The organism is Lentisphaera marina (assembly GCF_028745505.1).
GTDB lineage: Bacteria > Verrucomicrobiota > Lentisphaeria > Lentisphaerales > Lentisphaeraceae > Lentisphaera > Lentisphaera marina.
The window spans coordinates 1,080,335-1,093,381 of the sequence record NZ_JAQZZL010000002.1; the positions used below are offsets into that span (position 1 = coordinate 1,080,335).

The 13,047-nt window shown below is 39.8% G+C and carries 13 protein-coding genes and 1 tRNA gene; 8 read left to right on the forward strand and 6 right to left on the reverse strand.

From position 1 onward, the window contains the following. Positions 1–209: 209 nt before the first annotated feature. Complete coding sequence (locus PQO01_RS15330; RefSeq protein WP_274314962.1) at positions 210–845, forward strand: transglutaminase-like cysteine peptidase; 636 nt, start codon at positions 210–212, stop codon at positions 843–845. Between the two features lie 56 nt (positions 846–901). On the opposite strand, the gene PQO01_RS15335 is transcribed toward PQO01_RS15330, so the two are convergent. Beyond that, positions 902–983 (reverse strand) — tRNA-Leu (locus PQO01_RS15335). 244 nt (positions 984–1,227) lie between these two features. On the opposite strand from PQO01_RS15335, the gene PQO01_RS15340 reads away from it, so the two are divergent. From PQO01_RS15340 to PQO01_RS15365, 6 genes are read left to right on the forward strand one after another with little or no spacing between them, the layout of a single operon-like run. Beyond that, a complete protein-coding gene (locus tag PQO01_RS15340) occupies positions 1,228–3,375 on the forward strand; it encodes a carboxy terminal-processing peptidase (RefSeq protein WP_274314963.1) in 2,148 nt (715 codons plus the stop codon). An 8-nt stretch (positions 3,376–3,383) separates the two neighbouring features. Continuing rightward, positions 3,384–3,965: a histidine phosphatase family protein gene (locus PQO01_RS15345; protein ID WP_274314964.1), complete on the forward strand. Its 582-nt coding sequence runs from the start codon at positions 3,384–3,386 to the stop codon at positions 3,963–3,965. Further along, positions 3,944–4,483, forward strand: coding sequence for a bifunctional adenosylcobinamide kinase/adenosylcobinamide-phosphate guanylyltransferase (cobU, locus tag PQO01_RS15350; RefSeq protein ID WP_274314965.1), 540 nt, complete (start codon positions 3,944–3,946; stop codon positions 4,481–4,483). Before PQO01_RS15345 ends, cobU begins: the two co-directional genes overlap by 22 nt. After that, positions 4,476–5,516, forward strand: a complete 1,041-nt coding sequence (gene cobT / locus PQO01_RS15355) for a nicotinate-nucleotide--dimethylbenzimidazole phosphoribosyltransferase (protein ID WP_274314966.1) — start codon at positions 4,476–4,478, stop codon at positions 5,514–5,516. The genes cobU and cobT overlap by 8 nt, the downstream gene beginning before the upstream one ends. Beyond that, positions 5,509–6,270: an adenosylcobinamide-GDP ribazoletransferase gene (cobS, locus tag PQO01_RS15360; RefSeq protein ID WP_274314967.1), complete on the forward strand. Its 762-nt coding sequence runs from the start codon at positions 5,509–5,511 to the stop codon at positions 6,268–6,270. Before cobT ends, cobS begins: the two co-directional genes overlap by 8 nt. Before the next feature lies 1 nt (position 6,271). Then, entirely contained in the window at positions 6,272–7,333 is a 1,062-nt protein-coding gene (locus PQO01_RS15365; RefSeq protein WP_274314968.1) for a M28 family peptidase, read from the forward strand. A 42-nt stretch (positions 7,334–7,375) separates the two neighbouring features. On the opposite strand, the gene PQO01_RS15370 is transcribed toward PQO01_RS15365, so the two are convergent. The 5 genes from PQO01_RS15370 to PQO01_RS15390 form a co-directional block, all read right to left on the reverse strand. Continuing rightward, entirely contained in the window at positions 7,376–7,858 is a 483-nt protein-coding gene (locus tag PQO01_RS15370) for a chalcone isomerase family protein (RefSeq protein WP_274314969.1), read from the reverse strand. Next, on the reverse strand, positions 7,851–8,354 hold the full coding sequence (locus PQO01_RS15375; protein WP_274314970.1) for a DUF2878 domain-containing protein: 504 nt from the start codon (positions 8,352–8,354) through the stop codon (positions 7,851–7,853). The genes PQO01_RS15370 and PQO01_RS15375 overlap by 8 nt, the downstream gene beginning before the upstream one ends. Positions 8,355–8,500: 146 nt before the next feature. Continuing rightward, positions 8,501–9,616, reverse strand: coding sequence for a phosphoserine transaminase (locus PQO01_RS15380; RefSeq protein WP_274314971.1), 1,116 nt, complete (start codon positions 9,614–9,616; stop codon positions 8,501–8,503). A gap of 15 nt (positions 9,617–9,631) precedes the next feature. Beyond that, positions 9,632–10,189: a NifU family protein gene (locus PQO01_RS15385; protein ID WP_274314972.1), complete on the reverse strand. Its 558-nt coding sequence runs from the start codon at positions 10,187–10,189 to the stop codon at positions 9,632–9,634. A gap of 124 nt (positions 10,190–10,313) precedes the next feature. Continuing rightward, complete coding sequence (locus PQO01_RS15390) at positions 10,314–11,177, reverse strand: DMT family transporter (RefSeq protein ID WP_274314973.1); 864 nt, start codon at positions 11,175–11,177, stop codon at positions 10,314–10,316. 411 nt (positions 11,178–11,588) lie between these two features. Here PQO01_RS15390 and PQO01_RS15395 point away from each other — a divergent pair, with 411 nt between their 5' ends. Further along, positions 11,589–13,046 (forward strand): glycine--tRNA ligase, encoded by a 1,458-nt coding sequence (locus PQO01_RS15395; protein ID WP_274314974.1) that lies wholly within the window; start codon positions 11,589–11,591, stop codon positions 13,044–13,046. Position 13,047: the final 1 nt, after the last annotated feature.

Sequence of the window (13,047 nt, forward strand, 5' to 3'; positions counted from 1 at the left end):
ACCATCTCCTAAGAGATTTTGTCTCGTTCAAAATGAGCAGACTCATTGAGAACGGCCACATAATAGAGTCTTTTAGTTTTTAGTCAATCACCTTTTGTGGATAAATTTATATTTTATTCAAATCATTATTACAAACTGCAATCTTAGTACTATTATTAATTATAAGAATCTACAATCTTTAATAAATCAAAAAAATCCTAGGACCATAAATGAATAGTTTTAACTTAAAGTTGTCTCTCTTGTTGATGAGCTTAATAGTCTCATGTACTACAGAACCAAGTTTGTCTCAGAATTGGAACTATGATCGTGTTCCAGCTCATTCAGAACTATGGGAGCACCGCTATCAAAATGCACAAGACTCCATTTTATTAGAACAAAAAGATCTGGAAACCTCAAAGCGACCTGAGCTTGTTTGGTGGCGTGGAATGATTAAGCACTTACAAAATGCGGAACCAATCAAGCAATTAGAAAAGGTGAATTTTTTAGTTAATAAACACATAATATATCTAAGTGATTACAAGCATTATCAAAAAACAGATGCGTGGGGTTTTCCCTTAGAAACGCTTACTGTGGGTGGTGATTGTGAAGATATAGCATTTTTAAAAGCAATTACATTACTTCATTTGGGGTGGAAAGAAGAGGATCTAACTATTGTTGTTGGTTATTATCGTAAAGGTCAATCTATGGGGTATCATGCGATCTTGGAGGTTAAGACTGAGAATGGAGGTTATGAATTGTTAGATAATACTCGACCAGATATTGCAACGCCAAATCAAGAGCATTTTTTTACGCCTCGGTACGGAATCCAGAAGAATAAATTTTTTGTATACAAAGAGAAAAAGTAGTTGTTTAAATAAGATTTAAAAAAGGCTCAGATCAAACTTTGATCTGAGCCTCTAAGTACTCGGAGTGGGAGTCGAACCCACACGGATTTCTCCACACGGCCCTCAACCGTGCGCGTCTGCCAATTCCGCCACCCGAGCAGGTGATAAAAGGGCAAAACCTTTTGGTGCGCTTAGAATAAATTGACTTCCTTTTAAGTCAACGGCCATTTTACAAAAAAATATAAATTTCTGCTCTAGAGCTTATCTTCGTACAAGTACATAGCTGTCTAAGAGTAATTCTCCAATAAATCGGAGGTTTTTTTTACATATGTCTTGAGTGTCGTTGATTCGAATTAAAAACTACATACATTATAAAGATTAGAAAACTTAAAGAGAATGACATATGAACTTAAAGCATTTAAGCGCCTTACTATTATTTTTTACTTCTTTCAGTCTTTTTGCTGAGCAAGATTTTGTTGCTTCAGAAAAAGAGCGCCAAGTGACTCGTGTCGTTGCTCAGTTAATGACTCACCTACACTATGAGAAAAAGCCCTTAGATGATGAGATGAGTAAAGCAGTTTTTGATGAATTTTTCAAGAGAATGGACTATAGCAAACGCATCTTTCTCAAATCAGACTACGATCAATTTTCCAAATACCGTCCCTTCCTCGATGATATGTACCTTCAAGGTGACTTATCTTTCGCTGAACTCTACTTCAAACGTTTCAAGCAACGCGTCCAGGAAAGACTCGATTATGCAGAAAAGCGTTTAGCTGCTGGAATGGAACTTAAACATGGTGGCGTCTTAAGCTTAGATAGAGAAGAAGCTGAATGGAAGACCAGCCCAGAAGAACTCAACGACCTTTGGGATCGCTATATTGAGAATGAAATCATTAATATGCACATTGGTAACCTCGCTAAAAAAATGAAAATGGAAGATAAAGAGAAGAAAACTGAGGAAGAAGAAGCCGCGCTTAATGAAGATAATGGTTCAACTGAAGAACAAGTTCGTCGAAGAATTATTTTTCGTTTGACCAACTTATTGGAAATGGAGAGAGATAAATTTTTTGAAATGGCCATCTCTATGATGACTGGTTGCTTTGACCCTCATTCAACTTATTTCGGCCCAAAGAGCATGGAAGAGTTCGAGATTATGATGAAACTTTCTCTCAATGGTATTGGGGCAACCCTTAGAAATACAGATGGCTACACAAAAGTCGTTCGCATCATTTCTGGCGGGCCTGCAGATAAAGCCAAGCAACTCAAAAAGGGTGACAGAATTATTGAAGTTCAACAAGCTGGTAAAGAACCTGTCAATGTCATTGATATGCCTCTGTCTAAAACTATTAGCATGATTCGTGGCCCCAAGGGCAAGGTAGTTACTTTACATATTCTTCGTGGTGGCGTTAATGGTGTACGTCATGTCTTCAGCATTAAGCGTGATAAAATTGATATATCGGAATCGGCTGCAGCAAGAAGTAAATTGTTTGAAGTTGAGAGAGATGGAGCTACGCAAAAAGTTGGTGTCATCTACTTACCTTCTTTTTACTTCCACCCACAGACGAAAAAAAGCTGTGCAAATGATGTAAAAGATGAAATACTCAAACTCAAGAAAGAGGGGATGCAATCACTCGTTTTTGACCTTCGTGATAATGGTGGTGGTAGCTTAAGTGAAGTTATCAAAATGACTGGTTTCTTTATCAAAGAGGGCCCTGTAGTTCAGGTCAAAGATTATCGCGGTGAAATCGACGTTCAAAAAGATCGCTCAGATGATGTTGTTTACGGTGGGCCACTAACAGTTTTAGTCAACCAACACTCAGCTTCAGCCTCAGAGATTTTTGCAGCTGCAATCCAAGATTATGAGCGCGGTGTTGTCATTGGTAGTGCTGACCGCACTCACGGTAAAGGAACGGTACAACAAGTTTACGACTTAGAGCGCATTAAACAAATGAAAGAGCTCGCCAAAAAAGGTTTTAAACCAGGTGAGCTTAAATTCACTATTGCCAAGTTTTACAGAATCAATGGCGGATCAACCCAAAAGATGGGTGTTATTCCGGATATCATCTTACCTCACTTCTACGATAAAGAAAATGGCGGAGAAGCCTCTTTACGTCATTCATTAAAATACGATACAATTCCACGTGCACGCGTTAATAAAGATGTCTCAGTACGATCTGCACTGCCTGAATTAAAAGCTAATTCAGACAAACGCGTGAGTACTTGTTCAGATTTCTCTGAACTTCAAAAAGAGCTCGATTACTATAGAGAGCGTTATGAAGATAAGGAAATATCGCTCAATCAAGAAGAACGCATTGATGAGTTTAAAAAGCATTACCAAAGAAATCAGGATCGCAAAGAAGTTCTTCGCCGTATTTCTGGTAGAAAACCAAAATCTGATGAAGAGGATGATGAAGCGGAAGGTCTAGAAGCTTTTTCACAGGATGGACGCGACGAAGTTCTTCTCGACCTTTACCTAAAAGAGGCCGTTGAAATCGCTATTGATTTGGAAATCATGTCTCATGACAAAAACTCAAACCTCGTAATTCGTTAATTCTATAAATGCAGCTTCACCTGTTTCGCCACTTTGCCCACCAAGGCAAAGTGGGAGCCTTTTACGGCAGCACTGACTTAGCTTTAAAAAAGCTCATGCCAAAGCCACTAAAAATCCATGAGGGCACGAAAATATTTTCGAGTCCTCTTTTGCGTTGTCAGCAAAGCTTAGAGTGCCTAAACTTAAAAGCAGAAGATTATTTAGATCTTGCTAAAGAAGTTGACTTTGGAGCTTGGGAAGGACTCACTTATAGTGAGATAGAAAAAAATTATCCCCAAGAAGCTGACGATTGGCAAAGGCAAGAAGAGTTCGCTTTCCCTCAAGGAGAAAAACTAAAAGCTTTCCATAAACGAATAGAAGCTTTAGCGGAACTTATAAACTCCCAAGAACAAGATGTTTTTCTCATGACTCATGGCGGTGTCATTCGTCACCTTATTTGCCATTATTTAGGTTTGCCTTATGATAAGAGTCTTGCTTTCAAAGTCGATATGGGTTCCTTGTCATCAATCGAGATTTTCCCTGGAGGACTGGGAGTTTTAAATTCACTTAATCAAAAAGAGTTGGTATCATGGCAAGCATTACTTTCATAACTGGTGGTTGTCGTTCAGGTAAAAGTTCAAAAGCAGAAAGCCTCTGCTTATCTTCACCAGGACCGCATCATTATTTAGCAACTGCTACCGCTTTTGACGAAGGGATGAAAAGACGAATCGAGTCTCACAAGAAGCAAAGAGAAGCCTCCAATTGGAATAATATTGAAGAACCCTTGGATATTCTAGAGGCAATTGAATCAATAAAAGAAGGCAGTGTTTTACTCGAGTGCATAACCCTATGGATCAATAACCTGATGTGGGAAGCCGAACAAAATAAGCAAGAACTCAATGAGGAAATAATTAATCAAAAAACCCAAGAGTTAATCGATGCAATGCGCGCTAGTACATGTCATTTTTTTATTGTCTCCAACGAAACCGGTTTAGGGATAATGCCAATGAATGCTCAAGCACGTTTATTTGGAGATCTCGCAGGGCGCTGCAACCAACTACTTGCGAAGTCCGCAGATCGCGCCATCCTCATGGTGAGTGGTTTAGCTTTGGAATTAAAAGATGTTTGATATACCCCATATAGAAAAACTTGATCAGAATTTTGCGAAGTCCGCAGAAGATAAGTTGGCAAAGTTAGCGATTCCTAAAGGAGCGCTTGGTGAGTTGGGGGATTTAGCTGTGAAATTAATGACTTTCAGTCAATCATTCACCCCTAATTTCACTCATCGCGAATTATTTCTTTGTGCAGCAGATCATGGTGTTGCGATGAATAAAGTTAGTCAATATCCACAAATCAGTGATAAGATCCTTTCCTGTGCGAGTCATCGTGGTGCGGTTATTAATGCTTTGTGCGAGACTCATAACTGTCAGTTGTCTTTAATGGATTGCGGTTTAATCAATGAGCCAAAGCCTGGTAGTGTGAAAATTCATAATCGTGTCATTGCTAGAGGAGGGACGAAAGACTTTTCTTTAGTAGCTGCGATGAGCTCAGAGCAATGTAAAGAAGCTTTAGAAAATGGTATATCTATGGCAAGAAACTCTTCCGCACAATTGATTTTATTAGGCGAGATGGGGATTGGCAATACCTCCTCAGCAGCTGCGATGTTCGCAAAAAACTCTAATTTAAGTGTTGAAGAATGTGTCGGTGCGGGTACGGGATTGGATCCTGAGGGAATTAAACATAAAACAAAAGTCATCCAGCAGAGTTTGGATCGTTTTTCTATTGAAAACTTAAGCCCCGCTGAATCTGCTTTTGAAATAATTCGGCAAGTAGGTGGTTTTGAACTTGCGACCCTTGTTGGGATTTGTTTGGGAGCTGCAGAACAAGGAAAACTCATTCTCCTAGATGGCTTTTTATCTGCAGTGGTCGCCATCATGGCAAAATCCTTTAATCCAAATGTGCGTGATTATATGATTGCTAGTCACTTAAGTCATGAACAAGCCCATAAAAAAGCTTTGAAGATACTTGATAAAACAGCCTTATTAGACCTACAGATGCGATTGGGTGAGGGCAGTGGTGCTGTTTTAGCCCTGCCTTTAATCGATAGTGTGTGTGCCATTTTAAGTCAGTGCATGAGCTTAGATGAGGCCCTTAATGTTTAGACACTTTTTAATGGCTCTTTCGACTTTAAGCATTATCCCCATTCCTTATGATCTTTATAAAAATGCCTGCACTAAGGCGAGCGCTTATTACTTCCCAGTTGTGGGCATGATACTCGGGGGCTTACTTGCCTTGTCTTGCTGCCTTTTTCAAGCTTTTTTCAGCCCTCAATTTTCGGCTTTAGCCATTCTCTTTATTTCTGTGGCAATTTCCCGTGCCTTTCATTTAGACGGTCTCGCTGATTGTGCCGATGCCTTTTGGTCAAGCCGAGACCGTGAACGAAAGTTAGAGATCATGAAGGATAGTAGAATTGGCGTCATGGGTGTCTTAGCACTTATTTTTATTTTGGGAAGTAAATACATCTACCTCGAACGTTTAATGCATTTGTCCTTAGCAGATGTTTGCTTAACAGTATTTATCATGGTTTTAGTAGGTCGTTGTAGCATGAACTTACACATGATCTTAATAAGTCCTCAAGAAAAAGGATTGGGCAATGCCTTTTGGACCCCTAAATCCGCTTGGCTAGCCATGCTCGTTTTGTTTTTTACTTTATCTTATTTTTACCCCTTAAATAGTGCAGTGATTTTATTGGCGTGCATTATTCTTATGAATTTTCTATGGGCAAGTTATGTAAAAAAACATATCAATCGTGGTACGGGAGATACACTCGGCGCTGCTTGTGAATTATCGGAACTCATGTGGCTTATCACTGTGTTTGAATTTACCCCCTTAATTGAAGCTCTTATGGGAAACTAAGATGAAATTTCTAAAATCTATAATTTTTAAGTTTACTAAATCAATTTTAAGTATTGCTTTTCTTTTAATCCTTTGCTTAGCATCAATCTGGGCTTTTCTCCATAAGCCATGGCTAGAAGCTTCCGTGCCACTAGAGACAAAAGTAAAAGTTGATCCCGAGCGCATGAAGGAAATAGTTAAGCTTTTTTCCGTGCGCTTTCACCCTCGTTCCTACAGGGATCATGTTCAGCTTTTGGCCACGGGAAAAACTATTCAAAAACGTTTCGAGACTACCAAAGGCAAAGTCGAGATGCAAAAATTTTCAGTGAATATAGAAGAGAAGGGCAAAACTGTATCCAAGGAGTATTTTAACGTCTCCTGTCTTTTTGGGGAAGGAAAAGGACCACGCATTGTCATTGGTGCGCACTACGACTCGCATGACATGACTCCAGGTGCAGATGATAATGCTTCGGGTGTAGCTGGTTTATTAGAGTTAGCCTATTTACTTGACGCGGAAAAGACTTATGATTGCGAGATTGAATTAGTGGCTTACAGTCTTGAGGAACCGCCATTTTTTGCCAGCGAAGATATGGGCAGTGCTCACCATGCAAACAAGCTTTCTCGTGAAGGGATTGAGGTTAAATCAGTACTTATTTTGGAAATGATCGGCTACTTTTCGGAAGAAGAAAATTCTCAAGATTACCCCACACCACTATTTAAATTACTCTATCCTAGTAAAGGGAACTTTATTGCTATTGTTGGGAAGTTGGATCAGGGGAAATATACGGGGCAAGTCAAAGCTTCCTTTATGGCTGTAGAAGGATTAAATGTGGAGTCTATAAATGCACCCGTACAAATTCCAGGAATTGATTTTTCCGATCATCGCAATTATTGGGCAAAGGGGCATCAAGCAGTAATGATTACTGATACAGCTTTTTATCGAAACAAAGAGTATCACACAGCGAATGACACTTGGGATAGACTCAATTACCAAAAAATGGCACTTGTAGTAGAGGGCACTTTTAATGCGGTGATGAATTTATCGAAAACTAAAGTCGAAAAAGAAGAAAAACCGACTGAATAAATCTACAATAAAGCATCGCTAAGAGAATGTGCTTATCTATTCTTAATCTTCGTGAAGTTCAGTCATGCGACTATTTGGATCTAGCCAAATATTGAAAAAAGTGCGGGCAAAAATTGTACCTTTGATTTCTCCTAAATATTTACCTTGGTGATAATAGGATGTGCTCACACCATCAAAATATGCCGTTAGAGTTTCTCCTTTCTGGATATCTGGCCAAATTTTCTTAAGTTGCTCGGCCCATTTGATTGCATGCTCTTCTTTACAGAGTTGAAGGCGTTCCCACTCTTCTAAGGTTGATTCAAGTAAATCTTGGCAGTCAATATCGCGGTGATAGGTGTAGTGAAACACATGTGCTTTTTTGTAATCAACTTTACCTTTGTCTGGAGTGAGGATTTTTAAATCATAAACTTTGAAAAATAGGAACTTAAAGGTCTTGTCTTTGTAAACATCGAAACGACTGAAGTCAGGATGGTCGTTAGCCAAAACAAGCAAAGAACAAAAGCTAAATAATATAAACTTATTCATTAGTCGCACTAATTTTTTTATTCACTAGATAAAAGAATGACATTAAAGAACTGTACAAAAACATGTGGCTAATAATAGCTAGGTAGAGAGGGTCTGAATATTTCACTACACCAATTTTCTGAGCTAAAAAGTAGGATACAGGAGCAATTAAACCTAAGCCAAGTGAGCGTTGGTAAGTTTTTAGAATGAACTTAAATGATGATCTAAATGTACAAGCGAAAACTATCCAAATGATCAAGAGGTAAGTGCTGCTATTTGATTTAGCACTAGTATCTAGCAAGTTCAAAAAATCCATCAATTGGTCCATTGAATAACCCATGAGTGCAGCAATAATTATAATAATGAATTCTCTTAATCGTTCCTTCTGAAAGTGCAAATGTGTTGATAGAGTTATGGCCGCAGCAATCCATGCATAGAACTTATCTGGATAAAATATGCATAAAAACCAAGTGATTTGGTATAAGATGCCATTAGTTATGTACTGATACTTTTTCATAGATTAAGTTTATGGACTTTATTGAGAAAAACAAGCCAAAACGTTCAAAACGTTCATATAGCTAAACTTTTGTAATAACTTAAACTCATTGAGCACAAAAAAGCCCCTGAATAAATCAGAGGCTTTTGAAGACTTGTAACTAAAGTTTATTTAACTTCATTGTAAGCCCATTCTAACCAAGGCATGAGAGCTTCGAGGTCAGATGTTTCAACTGTAGCACCACACCAGATACGAAGTCCTGAAGGAGCGTCGCGGTAAGCACCGATATCATAGGCAGCATCTTCATCAGCGAGAAGCTTGATGAGGGCTTTAACTTGATCAGCTTCAAGTTTTAAAGTTAAGCAAACTGAAGTTGTAGAGTTGATATCATCAGACTTAGCAAGGAAATCAATCCAGTCATGCTTAGCAACAAAGTTAGCAATAACAGCAGCGTTAGCTTCTGAGCGCTTGATTAAACCAGCTACGCCACCTTCGCTTTCAGCCCAGTTAAGTGCGTCAACATAGTCAGCAACAGCAAGCATTGAAGGGGTATTGATAGTAGCACCAGTGAAGATACCTTCGATAAGTGCTCCGCCTTTAGTCATACGGAAGATTTTTGGAAGTGGACGACCAGCATCAAAGTTTTCAAGACGTTCAACAGCTCGAGGACTCAAGATAAGAACACCATGTCCACCTTCGCCACCGAGAACTTTCTGCCAAGAGTAAGTTACAACGTCGAGTTTTTCCCAAGGCATATCCATGGCGAAACAAGCAGAAGTTGCATCGCAAATAGTTAAACCTTTACGGTCGTCAGAAATCCAATCAGCATTAGGTACACGAACGCCAGAAGTTGTACCATTCCAAGTGAAAACAATATCGTGATCTGGGTTAGTTTGTGAAAGGTCAGGAAGCTCACCGTACTCAGCTTTGAACTGAGTTACATTTTCGAGTTTGAGTTGCTTAACAATATCAGTCATCCAACCTTGGCCGAATGATTCCCAGAAACAAACATCAACTGGACGCTCACCAAGAGCTGACCAAAGAAACATTTCAACGGCGCCTGTATCAGAAGCAGGAACAATACCGAGACGGTAACCTTCTGGAAGACCTAAAAGCTCTTTTGATTTTTCAATAGCATTTTTGAGCGTGCTTTTGCCCACGGCAGAACGGTGTGAACGACCAAGTGTGTCGAGTGTGAGTTTGTCCACAGAGTAACCGGGGTGCTTAGCGCAAGGACCGGAAGAGAAATTAGGGCAGGCTGGTTTTGCTGCTGGTTTATTCATAGTAGCTTCCTTTATTTAATAAGTATGATTTGCAATTTGAACTTTGATGCGAGGATCGAATTGTTCTTGAAGAATGTTTTCTATCGCCATGAGTGTACCTGTTGTCGAACTAGGGCAAGAACCACAGGCGCCTTGGTAACGAACGCTAAGTATCATCTCGTCAGATAAGTCAATGATATCAACTCCACCGCCATCCATAGCGAGACCAGGGCGAATTGTTTCGTCTAAAATGTCGTCAATCTCAAAAACGAGTGCCTGCTTATCCCCGAAATTAATTTCTGGTACCGCTTGGGCTTTAAACTCAATAGCTTCGACACGATTATTGATTTCGTCTTTGATCGCCATTTCAATTTCAAACCAATCGGCAGAATCATTTTTGGTAATCGTAATGTAATTATCTCTGTAGAAGATGCTAACAACGCCCTCCACGGCAAAACAAGCACGAGCTAAATCATCCGTAGCTTCTTCGGGAGTGGAAAATTGGCAGATGCCATCTTCAAGGATTGTTTCGTTTAAAACGTACTTCAACGCATTGGGATTTGGCGTTGTTTCCATATGGGTCACAAAAATCATGGTTTGTTCCTAAAAATAAAATTCACATAAAATACACGAAAACTTGTAAATAAAAGCCTGTTTAACAAGAGAAGTGCTTAGAATTTAGCGCAGTATGACAAGTTTAGGAATGAAACGACCTCGATTACTTGCGATTACAAATGAGCAAGCCCAAGATCGTCAGCACCAAAGCTATGGCAATATTTAGACTAAAACTCTCGTTTAAAAAGATGACTCCCAAGAATGTACCAATTAATGGAACTAAATAATTACTAAAGGAAGTAAAAGTAGGGCCGGCGATGCGCACCGACTGGATATAAAAGAGGTAAACAATCCCCGAGGCAAACATTCCGAGCACAAATAAGCAGATCCAAGCAGTCGAATCCGCAGGTAGATTGAAGCCCTCTACATAGAGCCAGTAAGCAAGAAAGGGAATTGAATAGATCATTAAAATAAAACGTGAGGCATGCAGGGCGGAGATTCGACTCGGAATGCGGTCCATAAACATGAAGGCCCAAGCAAAACAAAAGGCGGCACCCAGAATTGCGGCATAACCCGAAATTGAGCCCGAGAAATTATCGGCACTTGGATTAATTAAAACAAAGAGGCCAATGAAGGCAACTGCCATGCCGACGTATTCCCACTTGCCAGATTTTTTTCCTTTGCCAACTAAGTTTTGTAAGATCGCAGTAAATACGGGGATGATCCCCAAAATGATGGCGACCACGGCTGAATCCAATTGCGTTTGTCCATAGCCAATCAGATAAAAGGGGATGGCCGCGTCCGTAGCGCCAAGTGCAATAAATAAAATGAGGAGTTTTTTATCTAAGTGAACTTTCTTTTTGCGTTCCTTTGGGATCAAGAAAATCAAAATACTCAAAGTGATAAAGCCAAAAAACATGCGCAAAGCTGCGAGCCCAAGGGGAGAGAATGATTTCAGAATAAAATCATTAAGCAAGAATTGAGAGCCCCAAATCAGGCCGATGCATAACATCAAGATATATTTCATTTTGTTCCTTAAATAAATATCTCAGTAAAATACTGCACAGGACTAATTATTCATCAAGCAATTTCAATTAGTCATTAAAAAGCTTCTCAAGCACCGTTGATAAAGTCTTTAAAGCATTAAAAACAAAAAACTTGCAACAAAATCCATACAATCACTTTAAAAAATTTGGTTCTGTATTTTTATCAACATATCTTAAAAATGCGTAACGAGAGTTATGCAATCTTGCGTTTGTACTTAGTGTGGGTCCCCAGCGGTGGCTGGGGACTTTTTTTTGTCCCAACTTCTTTGCTCAGCCAAGTACGGCTTTTATGCCCAAGAAAAAACGCTTCTCCACAGTAAATCCATTAGGTAAAATTGAATTTGAGTGCTCTATTGTCGAGTTTTTAATTTAATAATTCATAGGATTAATTTATGTCTTCTCAAGTTACCTTGGAAAAGATTACAAATTTATGTAAACGTCGTGGTTTAATTTTTCAAAGTTCAGAACTCTATGGTGGCTTCAATGGCTTCTGGGATTATGGACCCTACGGCACCGCAATGCGCCGTGCAGTTGAAGCGACTTGGTGGGATTACATGGTTGAACAACGCGAGAACGTTGTTGGCCAAGATTCAACCATCATTTGTCACCCACAAGTTTGGAAAGCTTCTGGCCACGTAGACCAGTTTGCCGACATCATGGTAGACAATAAAGATAGTAAGAAGCGCTACAGAATCGACAATCTTCTCGAGCAACAGAGTGAAGAAGTTTTAGCGAAAGTCGCAGAACTCATGGGTTCAGAAACTGACATTGGTAAACTTGAAGCAGCTTTTGAGACAAAACTCCAAGAGGGCGAAAATATTGATTCGGTCTTACTTGATGCGAAAGTGATAGATCCTTCCACTGACAAAGTCGGTGACTGGACTCCACCACGTCAATTCAACTTGATGATGCAGACTTATGTTGGTCCCGTTTTCAGTGAAGAAAACAAAGCTTACTTACGTGCCGAAACTTGTCAGCCCATCTTCGTGAACTTCCAAACAATCTGTAACTCTACACGTCAAAAGCTTCCCTTTGGTATTGCTCAAACGGGTAAAGCTTTCCGTAACGAGATTAATCCACGTAACTTCACTTTCCGTTCACGCGAATTCAATCAGATGGAAATGGAATTCTTTTGTCATTCTGATGATTCTATGGATTGGTACAACTTCTGGCGTGACCAACGTTTAGCTTTTTACTCCGACGTTCTTAAGTTCAAGCCAGAAAGCATGAGAACTCATGATCACGATAAGCTTGCGCACTACGCAAAAGCTGCAATGGATATTGAGTTTGAATTCCCCTTCGGTTGGGGTGAGCTCGAAGGAATCCACCACAGAGGTACTTGGGACTTGAGCCAACACGCTGAATTCTCTGGTCAAAAACAAGAGTACTTTGATCAAGCTCGTAATGAAAAGTACATTCCCACAGTAGTCGAAACTTCTGTTGGTCTTGACCGCCTTATGCTCGCACTTCTCTGCGAAGCCTACGATGAAGATGAAGCAGAAACAGCTAAAGATGGTAAAGAAGTTGAAGGTCGTGTCGTTATGCGCTTCCCAGCCATTATTGCTCCCGTGCAAGTGGCTATTTTACCACTCTCGAAAAAACTGGCTGAGGGTGCACGTGAACTCCACGCGAAACTCAAACCATTTTTCCGTTCTGAATACGATGAAGCTCAAAGTATTGGTAAGCGCTACAGACGCCAAGATGAAATTGGTACACCTTTCTGCTTAACTTTTGACTTTGATTCACTAGAAGATAATTGCGTCACAGTACGTGAACGCGATAGTATGAGCCAAGAACGTGTTGCCATTGATAAATTGGCGAACTACCTCATGGATAAAATTAGAGGCTAAT

What these genes read in the sequence shown, in the direction of transcription:
- PQO01_RS15330 (WP_274314962.1), top strand. Translation starts at nt 210, where the DNA reads ATGAATAGTTTTAACTTAAAGTTGTCTCTCTTGTTGATGAGCTTAATA.
- PQO01_RS15340 (WP_274314963.1), top strand. Translation starts at nt 1,228, where the DNA reads ATGAACTTAAAGCATTTAAGCGCCTTACTATTATTTTTTACTTCTTTC.
- PQO01_RS15345 (WP_274314964.1), top strand. Translation starts at nt 3,384, where the DNA reads ATGCAGCTTCACCTGTTTCGCCACTTTGCCCACCAAGGCAAAGTGGGA.
- cobU (WP_274314965.1), top strand. Translation starts at nt 3,944, where the DNA reads ATGGCAAGCATTACTTTCATAACTGGTGGTTGTCGTTCAGGTAAAAGT.
- cobT (WP_274314966.1), top strand. Translation starts at nt 4,476, where the DNA reads ATGTTTGATATACCCCATATAGAAAAACTTGATCAGAATTTTGCGAAG.
- cobS (WP_274314967.1), top strand. Translation starts at nt 5,509, where the DNA reads ATGTTTAGACACTTTTTAATGGCTCTTTCGACTTTAAGCATTATCCCC.
- PQO01_RS15365 (WP_274314968.1), top strand. Translation starts at nt 6,272, where the DNA reads ATGAAATTTCTAAAATCTATAATTTTTAAGTTTACTAAATCAATTTTA.
- PQO01_RS15370 (WP_274314969.1), bottom strand. Translation starts at nt 7,858, where the DNA reads ATGAATAAGTTTATATTATTTAGCTTTTGTTCTTTGCTTGTTTTGGCT.
- PQO01_RS15375 (WP_274314970.1), bottom strand. Translation starts at nt 8,354, where the DNA reads ATGAAAAAGTATCAGTACATAACTAATGGCATCTTATACCAAATCACT.
- PQO01_RS15380 (WP_274314971.1), bottom strand. Translation starts at nt 9,616, where the DNA reads ATGAATAAACCAGCAGCAAAACCAGCCTGCCCTAATTTCTCTTCCGGT.
- PQO01_RS15385 (WP_274314972.1), bottom strand. Translation starts at nt 10,189, where the DNA reads ATGATTTTTGTGACCCATATGGAAACAACGCCAAATCCCAATGCGTTG.
- PQO01_RS15390 (WP_274314973.1), bottom strand. Translation starts at nt 11,177, where the DNA reads ATGAAATATATCTTGATGTTATGCATCGGCCTGATTTGGGGCTCTCAA.
- PQO01_RS15395 (WP_274314974.1), top strand. Translation starts at nt 11,589, where the DNA reads ATGTCTTCTCAAGTTACCTTGGAAAAGATTACAAATTTATGTAAACGT.